At 69.5% G+C, this 13,779-nt stretch carries 10 protein-coding genes; 4 read left to right on the plus strand and 6 right to left on the minus strand.

Features of this window, described 5'->3' with window-relative positions:
* Positions 1-104 precede the first annotated feature (104 nt).
* Positions 105-944, minus strand: a complete 840-nt coding sequence (locus HHX33_RS24120) for a FadR/GntR family transcriptional regulator (RefSeq protein ID WP_182876617.1) — start codon at positions 942-944, stop codon at positions 105-107.
* 235 nt (positions 945-1,179) lie between these two features.
* Between HHX33_RS24120 and HHX33_RS24125 the strand changes: the two genes are divergently transcribed.
* The 4 genes from HHX33_RS24125 to HHX33_RS24140 are packed head-to-tail and all read left to right on the plus strand — an operon-like array spanning position 1,180 to position 5,381.
* Entirely contained in the window at positions 1,180-2,517 is a 1,338-nt protein-coding gene (locus tag HHX33_RS24125; protein WP_182876699.1) for a glutamine synthetase family protein, read from the plus strand.
* A 44-nt stretch (positions 2,518-2,561) separates the two neighbouring features.
* Positions 2,562-3,869 (plus strand): aldehyde dehydrogenase family protein, encoded by a 1,308-nt coding sequence (locus tag HHX33_RS24130; RefSeq protein WP_259402819.1) that lies wholly within the window; start codon positions 2,562-2,564, stop codon positions 3,867-3,869.
* 4 nt (positions 3,870-3,873) lie between these two features.
* Positions 3,874-4,638, plus strand: coding sequence for a 3-oxoacyl-ACP reductase (locus HHX33_RS24135; RefSeq protein WP_182876618.1), 765 nt, complete (start codon positions 3,874-3,876; stop codon positions 4,636-4,638).
* Between the two features lie 47 nt (positions 4,639-4,685).
* Positions 4,686-5,381 carry a gamma-glutamyl-gamma-aminobutyrate hydrolase family protein gene (locus HHX33_RS24140; RefSeq protein WP_182876619.1) on the plus strand — a complete coding sequence of 232 codons (696 nt, stop codon included), beginning with the start codon at positions 4,686-4,688 and terminating at the stop codon, positions 5,379-5,381.
* A gap of 14 nt (positions 5,382-5,395) precedes the next feature.
* On the opposite strand, the gene HHX33_RS24145 is transcribed toward HHX33_RS24140, so the two are convergent.
* The 5 genes from HHX33_RS24145 to HHX33_RS24165 form a co-directional block, all read right to left on the minus strand.
* Complete coding sequence (locus HHX33_RS24145) at positions 5,396-5,950, minus strand: hypothetical protein (RefSeq protein WP_182876620.1); 555 nt, start codon at positions 5,948-5,950, stop codon at positions 5,396-5,398.
* A gap of 96 nt (positions 5,951-6,046) precedes the next feature.
* Positions 6,047-6,565: a hypothetical protein gene (locus tag HHX33_RS24150; RefSeq protein ID WP_182876621.1), complete on the minus strand. Its 519-nt coding sequence runs from the start codon at positions 6,563-6,565 to the stop codon at positions 6,047-6,049.
* Positions 6,566-6,681: 116 nt separating this feature from the next.
* Positions 6,682-7,017 carry a hypothetical protein gene (locus HHX33_RS24155; protein ID WP_182876622.1) on the minus strand — a complete coding sequence of 112 codons (336 nt, stop codon included), beginning with the start codon at positions 7,015-7,017 and terminating at the stop codon, positions 6,682-6,684.
* Positions 7,018-7,097: 80 nt separating this feature from the next.
* A complete protein-coding gene (locus HHX33_RS24160) occupies positions 7,098-7,244 on the minus strand; it encodes a hypothetical protein (RefSeq protein WP_182876623.1) in 147 nt (48 codons plus the stop codon).
* Between the two features lie 134 nt (positions 7,245-7,378).
* Entirely contained in the window at positions 7,379-13,621 is a 6,243-nt protein-coding gene (locus HHX33_RS24165) for a DNRLRE domain-containing protein (protein ID WP_182876624.1), read from the minus strand.
* Positions 13,622-13,779 lie beyond the last annotated feature (158 nt).

The raw sequence follows: 13,779 nt of genomic DNA on the forward strand, positions 1-13,779 counted from the left end.
CCGGACCCGGCGGCGCTCAGGCAGCGCTTCACGCGGCGCTCAGGCAGCGCTCACGCGGTGCTCGGGCAGTGCTCACGCGGTCCCAGGCGGCGCTTACGCGGGGCTCAGGCGAGGAAGCCGCGCAGGAGCGCGGCCGTCCCCTCCAGGTGCTCGGCCACCGCCCGGCCCGCCGCCTCGGGGTCGCCGTCCAGGATCGCGGCGGCGATGGCGGCGTGCTGCACCGCCGCGTGCTCGATGTTCGGACCCAGCACGGGGATCGCGTCGAGCAGGTCGGTGACCCGCAGCCGGGCGTCCGCGCACGCGGCGGCCAGCAGCGGGGAGCCGGTGAGCTCCCCGATGGCGAGGTGGAAGGCGATGTCCCTGCGGCGGTAGTCGGCCGGGGCGGCGTCGTTCACCCCGGCCAGCCGGGCGTTCAGGGTCTCCCGCCGGTCCGGGGTCAGCTCGGTCGTCGCGAGGACCCGGGCCGCCCCGCACTCCACGGCCATCCGGAACGTCAGGGCGTCTTCTAGCTCGTCCTCGCCCATCCGGGTGAGCGCCCTGCGCAGGTCGCCCTTGCGGGGGCGCGGCGGGCGGTAGACGACGAACGCGCCGCCGTACCTGCCGCGCCGTACGTCGAGGTAACCGGCTTCCTGCAGGGCGCGGATCGCCTCACGAAGGGTGACCCTGCTGATGCCGAGCCGGTTCGCGAGCTCCCGCTCGGGCGGCAGCTTCTCCCCGTGCGCGACGACACCCAGCTTGATGGCCTGGAGCAGGCGCTCGACGGTCTCCTCGAACGCGTTGCCCGCCCGCACCGGCCGCAGCAGCGACACCCCGCCCGTGAGCGCGCCGTCCGCCGCCCTGTCCCCGGCCTTGGAGTCCTGCCGTACGGCGGCCCGCGGCGCGGAGGCCGGGCGCGGCTCGGGGGCGGGCCGGGGGGCGGGCGCCCGCGCCGGGGTGCTGTCCATGCCTCGCCGTCCCTCCGCCCCTTCTCCGCCCTGACACGCCGTGCCCGCGCGTCCCGCCGTATCCCCCGCGCGTCCCGCGTGAACAGCGGCGTGTCCACCGGGTCCTCCGCGCGGCGATGGCCCGCCACACGATCGAGGTTAGTCCCGCGTGTTGTTGACGACGAGGGGAGCAGGGTGCTTGCATGCCTTCAATGGTCTGATTCTAGACATTTGGACGGGAGGCGTCGTGCTCGCCGTGGAACGACTTCGCGACGATGTCGAGGCGGGCCGGGTCGACACGGTCCTGCTCGCCGTCACCGACATGCAGGGACGACTGCAGGGCAAGCGGCTGTCCGCGCGCTACTTCCTGGAGGAGGTGCTGGACCACGCCGCGGAGGGGTGCAACTACCTGCTCGCCGTGGACGTCGACATGAACACCGTGGACGGTTACGCCATGTCGTCCTGGGAGCGCGGCTACGGCGACTTCGTGATGCGGCCCGACCTGTCGACGCTGCGCCGGGTGCCGTGGCACGAGGGCACCGTGCTGCTGCTGGCCGACCTGGTGTGGGAGGACGGCTCGGACGTCGTGGCCTCTCCCCGGCAGATCCTGCGCCGCCAGCTCGCCCGGCTCGCCGAACGCGGCTGGACCGCCCAGGTCGGCACCGAGCTGGAGTTCGTCGTCTACGACGACAGCTACGAGCAGGCCTGGCAGCGGGGCTACCGCGACCTCACTCCGGCCAACCTCTACAACGTCGACTACTCGCTGCTCGGCACCTCCCGCATCGAGCCGCTGCTGCGCAGGATCAGGCTCGGCATGGAGGGCGCCGGGCTGTACGTCGAGTCCGCCAAGGGCGAGTGCAACCTCGGCCAGCACGAGATCGCCTTCCGTTACGCCGACGCGCTCACCACCTGCGACAACCACGTGTTCTACAAGAACGGCGCCAAGGAGATCGCCGCCCAGGAGGGCAGGTCGATCACCTTCATGGCCAAGCCGAACCAGCGCGAGGGCAACTCCTGCCATATCCACCTCTCGCTGCGGGACGCCGACGGCAGGCCGGTCATGGCGGGCGACGAGCCGTACGGGCTGTCGGAGACCGGGCGGCGGTTCGTTGCCGGCCAGCTCGCGGGGCTGCGCGAGCTCACCCTCTCCTACGCCCCCAACGTCAACTCCTACAAGCGCTTCGTGCCCGGCAGCTTCGCGCCCACGGCCGTGAAGTGGGGGGTGGACAACCGCACCTGCTCGATGCGGCTGGTCGGCCACGGGTCCTCGTTGCGGGTGGAGAACCGGGTGCCGGGCGGCGACGTGAATCCGTACCTCGCGGTCGCGGCGATGATCGCGGCCGGGTTGCGCGGCGTCGACACCGGGCTCGATCTGGAGGAGCCGTTCGGCGGGAACGCCTACGACTCCCCGGCCGAGCGGGTGCCGGCCACCCTCCGCGACGCCCTGGCCCTCTGGGAGGGGTCGCGCATCGCCGAGGAGGCGTTCGGCAAGGACGTGGTCGAGCACTACGCCAACAACGCGAGGGTCGAACTGGCCGCCTTCGACGCGGCGGTCACCGACTGGGAGCTCTATCGGGGGTTCGAGCGGCTGTGAAGATAGTCAATCCGGCGACCGAGGAAGTGATCGCCGAGGTCGAGATGGCGGACGCCGCCGAGGTGGACCGCGCCGTCGAAAGAGCGCGCGCCGCGTTCCCCGCCTGGCGGGCGGTCGCGCCGGGCGACCGGGCGCGGCTGCTGCGCCGCTTCGCGCGGATCGTGGACGAGCACGCCGAGGAGCTCGCACGGCTGGAGATCACCGGCGCGGGGCACACGGCCGGCAACGCGCGCTGGGAGGCGGGCAACGTCCGCGACGTGCTCGACTTCTACGCGGGCGCGCCCGAGCGCGACCACGGCAGGCAGATCCCGGTGCCGGGCGGGGTGGACGTCACGTTCGCCGAGCCGCTGGGCGTGGTCGGGATCATCGTGCCGTGGAACTTCCCGATGGTCATCATGACCTGGGGGGTGGCCCCGGCCCTGGCCGCCGGCAACACGGTGATCGTGAAGCCCGCCGAGTGGACCCCGCTGACCGCGCTGCGGCTGGCCGAGCTCGCCCTGGAGGCCGGGCTGCCCGAGGGCGTGCTCCAGGTCGTCCCGGGTGAGGGGGAGGTCGCGGGAGCCCGGCTGGTGGAACACCCGGACGTACGGAAGATCGTGTTCACCGGGTCGACCGAGGTCGGGAAGCTCATCGGAGCCAAGGCCGCCGAGCAGGTCAAGCGGGTCACGCTGGAGCTCGGCGGCAAGAGCGCCAACATCGTCTTCGCCGACTCCGACCTCGCCAGGGCGGCGGAGTCGGCCCCGATGGCGGTCTTCGACAACTCCGGACAGGACTGCTGCGCCCGCTCGCGCATCCTCGTGCAGCGTTCCGTCCACGACGACTTCCTCGCGCGGCTCACCGAGGCCGTACGCGAGGTGAAGGTCGGGGACCCGGGCGACCCGGCGTCGCAGATGGGCCCGCTGATCAGCGCCGAGCACCGGGAGCGGGTCGCCTCGTTCGTCACCGAGGCGGACGTGTACGCGCGGGGGTCGTGCCCGAGCGGGCCGGGCTACTGGTTCCCGCCCACGGTGCTCGCCGGGTCGTCCTCGGAGTCCTTCCGGCGGGCCTTCACCGAGGAGATCTTCGGGCCGGTGGTCGCCGTCGTGCCGTTCGAGGACGAGGCCGACGCGGTGCGGATCGCCAACGACACGGCGTACGGCCTGTCGGGGTCGATCTGGACCCGCGACGTGGGCCGGGCGCTGCGCGTGGCGCGGGCCGTCGAGGCGGGCAACCTGTCGGTCAACTCGCACTCCAGCGTCCGCTACTGGACCCCCTTCGGCGGCTTCAAGCAGTCGGGCCTGGGCCGCGAGCTCGGCCCCGACGCCCTGTCCGCGTTCACCGAGACCAAGAACGTCTTCATCTCCACGGAGTAGATCAATGCAGCGTTTGCAGGACCGCGTCGCCGTCATCACCGGGGCGGGCAGCGGCATCGGGCTGGCCACGGCCCGCCGGTTCGCCGAGGAGGGCGCGAAGGTCGTGGTCGCCGACCTCGACGAGACGGCCGGCGCCAAGGCCGCCGACGAGGTGGGCGGCCTGTTCGTCCGGGTGGACGTGGCGAACGAGGACGACGTGGCCCGGATGTACCGGACCGCGTCCGAGGAGTTCGGCGCCGTCGACATCGCGTTCAACAACGCGGGCATCTCCCCGCCCGACGACGACTCGATCCTGGAGACCGGGATAGACGCGTGGCGGCGGGTGCAGGAGGTCAACCTCACCAGCGTGTACCTGTGCTGCAAGCACGTGATCCCGTACATGCGGAGGCAGGGCAGGGGCTCGATCATCAACACCGCGTCGTTCGTCGCGGTGATGGGCTCGGCCACCTCGCAGATCTCCTACACCGCGTCCAAGGGCGGGGTGCTCGCGATGAGCCGTGAGCTGGGCGTCCAGTTCGCCCGCGAGGGCATCCGGGTGAACGCGCTGTGCCCCGGGCCGGTGGACACCCCGCTGCTGCGGGAACTGTTCGCCAAGGACCCCGAGCGCGCCCAGCGCCGCCTCGTCCACGTGCCGATCGGGCGCTTCGCGCGGGCCGAGGAGATCGCCGCGGCGGTCGCGTTCCTCGCCTCCGACGACGCGTCGTTCATCACCGCCTCGGAGTTCCTGGTCGACGGCGGCATCTCCGGCGCGTACGTCACTCCGCTGTAGGGGGCTCGGCGGAGGTCTTCTGTGGTCAGACGAGGGGGAGGCAGGGCATGTCCCGTCCGGTCATCGGCGTCACCTGCTACGTGGAGCCGGCGAGGTTCACCGTGTGGGACATGCCGGCGGCGCTGCTGCCGTACATGTACGTCGACCACATCGTGCGGGCGGGCGGGCAGCCGGTCATCCTGCCGCCCGCCGGGGAGCCCGCCGCGCTGGCCGGCCGTCTCGACGGGCTGATCATCGCGGGCGGGGGCGACATCGACCCCGCGCGGTACGGGGCCGTCCCGGCCGAGCAGACCGGCTACATCCGGAAATTTCGGGACGATGCCGAGTTCGGGCTGATGAGCACCGCGCTGGCGGCCGGGCTGCCGTTCCTGGGCATCTGCCGGGGCCTCCAGGTGCTCAACGTGGCACTCGGCGGCACCCTCCACCAGCACCTTCCCGCGGTCGTGGACCACACCGGCCACTCCCCCGCCCCCGGGGTCTTCGGCCGCCTCCCCGTACGGCTCTCGCCGTCGCTGGCCAAGGTCTACGGCGACGAGGAGCTGGCCCCGGCGCACTACCACCACCAGGCGATCGACCGCCTGGCCGACGGCCTGGAGGTCACCGCCCGCTCGGACGACGGCACGATCGAGGCCGTCGAGGTCACCGGCGCGGCGTTCGCCCTCGCCGTCCAGTGGCACCCCGAGGCCGACGAGGACGGCCCCTTGTTCCACGCCCTCGTCGAGGCCGCCCAAACTCGCTCCTGATCGTCTGGCGGCGGTCAGTCCGCCGTCCACAGGTACCAGCCGCCGCCGAGGTGACGCACCAGGTCGTCGAGTTCCCGTTCGTCGCCGGGACCCTCAGGCAGGTAGGCCATGCCGTACCGCTCCAGGGACAGGAACGACCCCGACCGGGCGATGGCGAAGCTGACACCGCCTCCCGTCAGCCGTTGCGGGGAGGCGACCGTGAAGACACCGACCCTCTTCTGTCCTTCACCGGCGGTCCCGGCCGCCACCGCGTGCGCGTAGTCGTTCAGGGCCGCTTCGGACAGCTTGAAGCCCGCCCACGTGCACGCCCCGCTGAAGGCCGCCACCAGCGTGACCAGCGCGATGAGCGGCGTCAGCGCGACCGCGGGTGCCGGCCGATGTCGCCTGCTCACCAGTATCGCCGTGAGCCAGGCGCAGAACAGCAGAAGCCAGCCGAGCGCGATCGGCTCACGAAACAACCACCTGACGCCGGGGGTGGCCGCCGCCGTCATGGTCACCATCGACAGCAGCGTGGTCGCGACCGGCACCACAATCCACACCGCCCGGGCGGCCCATGGAACCGTTCGCATCGAATCCACTCCCGACATGGCACGGCAATACAGAGCCGACACGACAGTCATCCGGGTAGGGGCACGCTCGCCCGTACGGAAACCGAGGCGGGGCCCTCAGCGCCTACGGCTGCCTTCTATTTTCCCTATTCGTGCGACCTCATGAGGACCGGAGCCGCACATCCACACACTGACGCCGTTGAGCACGTCCGGTTTCAAACCGAGGCGATGACCAGGACACAAGGGCCAGACCCGCCAAAACTCGTCGATGTAGTCCCCTTGAATGCCCGCCGCGATCTCTACCAGAGTGTCCTGGAATCCGATCCCGAACACCTCCCACCCGTGGACGACCACTCCCTCCCGAGCGGGTTCACCCATCGAGACTGTGGGAGCGATGTACCAGTCGAGGGCATCAGGAAAGTCCGAAAGCACCAGCCGAAGAGCTTGCTCGGCATGGGCGAACCGCAGGGCCAGCAATCGCCTCCGAAGGTCGTCCCCGAAGAGCAGACCATCTTCGGCGTAGATTCTCCGCAGTTCTGTGATGGCCTCCGTGCCGAGGCGATCCACCTCGGCGTCAAATGCCTCGTCCTCTCGCAGCAGCGAGATCCACTGCGCGAACTCATCATCGGGATTCAATCGTTCCCCTGTGCTCGAGACCGGCGACCCGCAGTCGTATCCAGCAGCAGGCGGTGGTGACGCCTCCAGCCCGGTGCCACATCGGCTACTTCAGATACTCCCACCCGGGAGCCACCTCACCAATTCGTCGTCACGACGTTGAGGCAAGCCCAGAAGACCGGCCAGACAATCCAGGGGACCGCCGATCTCATGTTCTCGCGCAGCGCGAAGATCGTCACGACTGCCACGACCTGAATAACCGGAATCGCCCAAATGATCGCAATGATTACGATAGGCCCAGGCGCCATGGTGAATAACAGGAACGAGAGCATCACATGCGTCGCGAAAGAGAAGAAGATTTTTAAAAGAAGCCTTCCCGCCCTGGGGACGAGGTCGGCAGGCTCACTGTTCTTCTTCGTTGAAAGACTCGTCACCGCTCGGTCTGCCGGCCTAGGAGACGTCACGATTCCCACCAGCGCATATCACTAGGAGGACCGAAATCGGGCCGCTCGTAGACCGTCGGCTCTTCAACTAGATCCTTGCCCTTCCCTCCTCAATTACCGTCTTGATTCTTAGAGGGCGGATCACGAAACATATCGGCTATGATCATCACGCTTGCGATGAGGATACCCGGAATAATCCCGGCCGCCAGACCGCTGGCGACCGTCCCCTGATTGAGGACAGCCACGACGGCGATCACCAGAACCGTCCCGGCGCCACACAGTGCTGCGAAGGCAACTTCTCGCCCCGTCACCCTACGTCGAGCCATAAGCGACCTTCCTGCGAACGAAGGGGCGGCCACACCAGGTGCGGCCACCCCCGAGTTTTATTCAGCTACTTGTTGTTGTTCGCGTGCTGAACACTGTAGATACCTGAAAGGATATAGCCGACCACGGCCGACATGACGATGGAGACCTGCCTGCCCGCCTTCGTACCGAGCGCCCAGCGAATCGCCCGGGTAAGAGCAGAGCCAAGCTTGTTGGCCAAGGGGCGTATCTTTCCGATCAGCCACTTCCCCCACTTCGTCCTGAGGAACTTGCTGGCTCCAGGAATAGCGAGAGCTGCTTTGACGACGGAACCGGCAAGCTTGCTCCCAAGCGTTCCCCAGGTGAACCCGCCGTCCCAACGCGTCTCCACCCAGTAACTGATACCTGTCGCCGCTGCCACCGCGACGACATGGCAGAGCGCGATTCCAAGGCCGGACGTGGCGCCGCCGCAGGCGGCGAGAACAACCGTTTCGACTATACCGTCGACCGCTGCTACGGCGACGTTGCAGGCAACGCTCGACCAACTCCACCCATTGGGGCATCTCCCGTCGAGGTCCCTGCAGTTTATCGGGTCTGAATTGCAGTAATCGTAGGCGTTGGCACTCGCCCCGACCACCGGATCGACCTGAAGGAATCGGCCGGTCGCGGGGTTGTAGAGGCGGACGCCCATGAGGACGATGTCGCCGACGGTGTCGCTGGCACGTTGGGCGCCTCCCAGCCATTCGTAGCGGTCGCTCGTGTTGGTCGCACGGTCGAGGCCATATTCGGTCTGTTCCGCGTAGTTGTCCACACCTGTGGCGCCACTGTTGTCGGCACAGGTCGCGATCACGTCCCCATGCAGGTTGGTGAGTTGCAGTGTGAGCGTGCCGCCGCTGGTCTGCGTGGCCGACAGGCCGGTGAACGCCGTGACGTTGCGGGTCCAGCTGCCATTGACCTCGCCGATCCAGGCCGGCGAGTCGCCGCCACCGGTGTAGTGGTTGGTCTGGGTGCCGGCCGAGGACGTGGTCTGGCGGATGCGGCCGAGAGGGTCAAGGGTGAAGGTCTTGGTCGTGGACGCCTGGGTGAGTGTCCTGACCATGTCGCCCGCGTAGTAGCCGGCCGTGACCGCCGCGCCGTTGGCGGTAGACGAGGCCGGTACAGCGGTCGTACGGCCGAAGGCGTCGTAGGAGTACCCGGAATCGGTGATCCGGTCCGCCGAGTCGAAGGTGTGAGTTGCGGTCGTCGGTGTTGTCGAGGTGGAGCAGGAGCCGTCGTCGGCCGCAGGGTAGCTCGCCTGGGAGGTGCGGTTGGTGTCCACGTCGAACCCGTAGGTGCGGGTCTCGCACGACAGGTTGTAGGTGTCGGCGACCTTGGTCAGGCGTCCGGCGGTGTCGTAGGTGTAGTGCTGCAGGCTGCCGTTCGGCCCGGCCGTCTCCACTGTCCGGCCCTCGACGTCCGGAGTCGCCGTGAATGCCAGCCAGGTCGTGCCCGACTTTGCGTAGGTCAGGCCGGTTTGTTTGCCGGTGCCATCCCACGTGCTGGTGGCGGTCAGACCGTTCGGGTACACCTGCTTGCTGAGGTTGCCGGCGGCGTCGAAGGCAGCCGTGAAGGAGCCGATTGTGGAGACCGCGATTCCCGTGGGCACGCCGCGCCGCTCGGCCTTCCCCGCGGCGTCGGTGCCGTCATAGGCGTAGGTGTAGGTGCCCTTGCCGTCGTTCACCGAGGCCACCCGGCCCGCTGTGTCGAATGTCGTGAGGGCGGTGTTGCCGTCCGCGTCTGTGGTCGAGTAGGCCCGGCCCAGGGCGTCGTACGCGGTCGTGACCGAGACCCCTCCGGCGGTGACCCCGGTCCGCAGACCGGTGGCACTGTCGTAGGCATAGGTCCGGTCCGGCAGCGCGCTGCTGCCGGCGCCGGTCTCTGTCACGCTGGTCTGGCTCGCGCGGCCCGCGACGTCGACCGTCACCGTCGATGTCCGCGTCGCTGAACCCGACGTCTCCACGGTCTGAGCGGTCTGGCCCCAGTAGCCATAGGTGGTAGTGGTGACAGGCAGGGTCCCGCCACCGGAGGGGCTGGCGGCGGCGGCAGTGCGGCACACGAGCCCGGACCACTGGGGTTTGCCACCGCACGAGGGGTACGTGGAGTTGGCCGCGGCGGTGTAGTAGGTCGTGGTCGCGGTGCCCGCATCCGAGCCCGAGGAGGACGGCATCCGCCGCTCAACCTGCCGGCCTGCATCGTCATAGCGGACCTTGCGGATGATATCCGCGCCGCCCGCGACGACGGTCTTCTGGCTGGTCGGTTGGAAGAGGTCCCAGCCGGAGGGGTCGCCGGAGACGATCGGGTCGTAACCGGTCTTCTCAGCATGGGTGTCGCCCGCTGCGACCACGCCTGCTCCGTTGACGACCAGGGGCTTCACCGTCGTTGTGGTCACGAGGTGGTAGTCGGTGTCCGGATCGGGCTTGCCCTCGTCATAGGTGTAGTCGGTGTGCTGGCGGGCGGACACAAGCGTGCCGTCCGTGAGCATCGCCTGGTGGGCGGGTCCGTCACTGCTGACGACATCCCCGTCGTCGTTGTAGACGGTGACGTCCGCCAGCAGGTCAGCGCGCTCGGCGGTGCTGGCGCGCCCGGCCACATACGCGTCCGTCGAGGACGTGGGCGTCAGAGCCTCGGTCCGGTTGCCCGCGGACAACTCCCAGATGGTGTTGCCGTCGTCGTCGTACCGCGTCGCCGAGACCTGCCACGCGCCCGCGCCGTACGTCGCCGTGTTCACAGCACGGCCGTTGACGTCCATGTACGTCAGCGCCGCGTACGGGTAGTCGGCCGCCGCCGGTGTGTAGGACCCGTCGCCGGCCTGCGGGGGCACTCGCCACGCCGGGAAGACCGCGCTGCCGGTGCGGGGCAGGTCGGTGGTCTGCGACCAGGTCGCGGCCGTGGCGCCGGTGACGTCGACGGGCGAGTTGATCGGCACCCCGTACGAGACGGCCTGGACGATGTCGGTGGCGCCTGCCTCGCGCTGGACGTCGGCGACCCGGCCCGAGGTGTCGTAGTTCACCCGCCAGGGGTTGAGCCCCGGCGGGGTGATCTGCGAGATCCGACCGGCCGCGTTGTAGTAGTAGGTGAAGGTCAAATTGGTGCGGGGATCGGTCACCGTACGCAGGTGCCCGGTGGAGTCGTAGGTGTAGGCGGCGAGGGTGGTGGTCTTCATCGCCGAGGTGGTCGGGTCGTAGGCGGTGTAGGAGATGGACTTGGTGAGGCCGGTGTAGTCGCCCCAGCCGCTGGACACGCCGCTCGCCGTGGTGCTTGCCGCGTAGGTGATGTCGAGTGTCTTGCAGCCGGCGACCAGGGTGGTGCAGGTGACTCCCGCGGGGACGGGGGCGAGCATCCGGCTGACCCGGCCGGAGGCATCGTAGGTGTAGGTGGTGGTGTTCTCGGCGCCTGCCTCGTCGATAGAGCTGACCGTCCATGCGCCGCCGGAGGCGGTGAAGATGGTCTTGGTGCCCTCGGTGTCGGTGTGGGTGAACTGGGTGCCCGAGTCCTTGGTCACCGTGGAGCCGTCGGAGGCGTCGGAGATGCCCTTGTAGGTACCGTCCGATTGCACCGTGTAGGTCTCGGTCGAGCCGTCGGTGCCGGTGAACAACACGTACCCGGCGCCTGAGTGGTCCTCGAACCTCATTCCCGACACGCTGGAGGCACCGCCGGGGAAGGACGCGGTCCAGCCGGGGCCGAACACTCCTGCGACGCCCGACGCCGTGGCGGGGGCCAGAGTGGTGTGACCGCGCGAGACCGACAACCCGAAGGCCGACACGTCGGTGGCGGAGACCGAGTAGTCGCCGGTCAGCAGGGAAACCTCGCCGGGGCCCAGTTGCTGGGTGGCGTAGGAGGAGCCGAAGGCGGCGCGCTCCAGGGTGAACTCGCGTGCGTCGGAGCAGGCCTCGCCGGAGGTCTTGACGAAGCAGGCGCGCACCTGCACCGGGCCGTCACCCCGGCCGGCCGCGGCCATCGTCGCCGCCACGTCCCAGTACAGCGAGCCGAAGACCGCGCTGGTTCCGGTGGTCACGGTGGTGTACGGCCAGCCGGAGATCGGCGTCGCCGACCCCGGCACGGTGACGTGCGTGGTCGGGATCGCCGCCCACGTCCCGGAGCCGCTGACGTCGGCCTTGTATTCGTAGCGGACCCCGGTGGCGCCGGGGGCGGCCCGGGAACCCAGCGTGACGGCGGCCTGGGTGCGGTCGCCGGCCAGCGGCGCGGTCACCTCACCGGCGCCCGCGCCGAAGCTGTAGGTGGTCACGGTGGAGGTGCGCAGCGCCATGTCGCGGGCCTTGACCGACAGCGTGTGCCAGCCCTGGGCGGGGTCGATCGTGATCGTCTTGGCGTCACCGCCGCCGTCGTTGTCCTCGACCAGGGTCGGCGCCGAGGCGTCGTCCAGGCCCCAGTAGTAGCCCGCGCCGTCGGCGGAGGTGGTGTCGAGCGTGCAGGTGACCGGAGCGGACGCCTTCGCCGTCCAGACGCCCGAGGCGTAGTCCGGGCAGGAGATCGTCGGCGCCGCCGGGGCGGTCATGTCGACGGTGAAGTACCGGTAGGAGGAGTAGTCGCGGGAGTAGTCGGTGCCGTCGTCGCCTCTGGCCCGCCACCGGTAGTGGTACCCGTTGACCAGCTTGCCCGACGGGACGGTCACCGTGCCCAGTTCGCCCTGCAGGATCCCGGTCACGCTGCCGGTCCACACGCTGCCGGTGCCCTCGGCCGGGTAGCTCGGGTCGTGTTCCAGGTAGAAGCTGATCGTCTCGGTGTCCCACTCTCCGTCCCCGACCATGCCGGTCATCGTCGGCGTGAGCGAGGTGACGAACGTGCCGCCGTTCGTGCCGCCCGCGCTGGGGTTGACGGTCAGATGGTGCGGGACGGTCGGGTAGGAGTTCCACTGGATCGTCAGCCGCGGGCCGTCCGCGCCGACGGTGTTCTCGGAGGAGCGGTACATCCGCCAGTTGGTGGCCTGGGTCTCCGACACCGCCCGGACCTGCAGGCCGTAGTTCTCGGCCGGGTGGTCGGTCCAGTACTGCACGATGTCCTCGATCGACCACAACATGTCGTGTTCCGGACAGCTGGAGTCGTACCCGTAGGCCTGGCTGGTGTTGTCCACCATCCCGGTCGTGGTCGAGGTCGGGTGGTTCGACTGCGTCAGCGTGGACGACGACCAGGCCGAGGTGACCCGCTTGACCCGGATGCCCAGACCGGCGGCCACGCCGCCGCAGGCGTTGGCCTTGTAGTTCGACAGGTACAGGTCGGCGTTCATGATGTGCTTGCTGACCAGGCCGCCGAGCTTGAACTGCAGGTAGGTCCGGGCGGTCTTCGTCCCCGACCCGAACCGGCCCACGTGCAGCCAGGTCGCCGAGGTCGCCGAGTTGGGGTAGTCGTCGGAGACGAACGTGTCGGTCTGCAGGGTCATCTGCATGTACGGGTCGATCGTCACCGGGTACGTCACGTCCGGCGCGTTCAGGAAGTCCATCGACGGCTTCAGCACCAGGACCGGGCCGTCGGAACCCTTCTCGATCGCCGAGCCGACCTCCGACCGCTTGCCCGCGTCCGGTGAGTCGGCCGCCGCCGCGTCCCACATGTGCGGCGGCGGCGCCGCGGCGACCAGGTCACCCTTGCCCTTGCCGGCGTTGTCGACCAGCTTCAGCCGGTTCCTGGAGTCCTTGGACAGATCGGCTCCGGCCAGCTCGACCGGCAGCCGGATCTCCACCGGCGCGGTCGGCTTCCGCTTCAGCACCACGTAGTGCACGAATCCCCGCGGCTGCGCCTGCACCACCAGGTCCGCGCCGGGCGCGATGTCCGCCCACGTCGCGGTGTTGCCCGACACCTGCGGCCCGCCCAGGGAGGTCGGCCAGCGCACGCCGAACCGGTGCTCGTCCTTGCCCGATCCCGTGACCAGCTCGGCCAGCGGGCCACTGCCCCCGGCCGAGATCTCCACCTGCGCCCCGGCCGCGGCCGCCTTCGGCTCCAGATGGCCGTTCCGCTCCACCAAGGTGGTGTCCACCGGCGTCCACGCGCCGTTCTGCTTCACCCGCACCGGACCGGCGAAGATCTCCGTCCTCGCCGAGCCGTCCGGCAGGTAGACCGTGGTCGAGTCCTCCGTACGCGCCGACAGGTCCTCGACCGGAGAGTTCTGCAACCGTGCCGACAGCGCCGCCGACGTCGCGTCCGGACGCTCGGAGACCGGAGCCGGGGATGCCGGCGCCGCCTTGGCCACCGGCACGGCGACCGCGGGCGGCACCACCAGCAGGGCCGCCACCATGGCCAGGCCGGTCACCACCGCCGTGAGCCGTGTTCGTCGCTTCACCTGCCGATTCCGAGCGGTGACAGCGAACATCTGCCGAAGAGGGGGGATCATATCGACGCTCCACAGGCCGGGGGCATACGCGCCAGACGCTACGGATCATCGACATACAACCAACACATTTCTGATACACGTCACCTATCCCGCCTCCTCGCCAGCGG

It is taken from the genome of Microbispora sp. H10670, from assembly GCF_014161385.1.
Classification (GTDB): Bacteria; Actinomycetota; Actinomycetes; order Streptosporangiales; family Streptosporangiaceae; genus Microbispora; species Microbispora triticiradicis.

Coding starts and splice junctions, on each gene's coding strand:
- HHX33_RS24120 (WP_182876617.1), bottom strand. CDS start 944: ATGGACAGCACCCCGGCGCGGGCGCCCGCCCCCCGGCCCGCCCCCGAG.
- HHX33_RS24130 (WP_259402819.1), top strand. CDS start 2,562: ATGGCGGACGCCGCCGAGGTGGACCGCGCCGTCGAAAGAGCGCGCGCC.
- HHX33_RS24135 (WP_182876618.1), top strand. CDS start 3,874: ATGCAGCGTTTGCAGGACCGCGTCGCCGTCATCACCGGGGCGGGCAGC.
- HHX33_RS24140 (WP_182876619.1), top strand. CDS start 4,686: ATGTCCCGTCCGGTCATCGGCGTCACCTGCTACGTGGAGCCGGCGAGG.
- HHX33_RS24145 (WP_182876620.1), bottom strand. CDS start 5,950: ATGCGAACGGTTCCATGGGCCGCCCGGGCGGTGTGGATTGTGGTGCCG.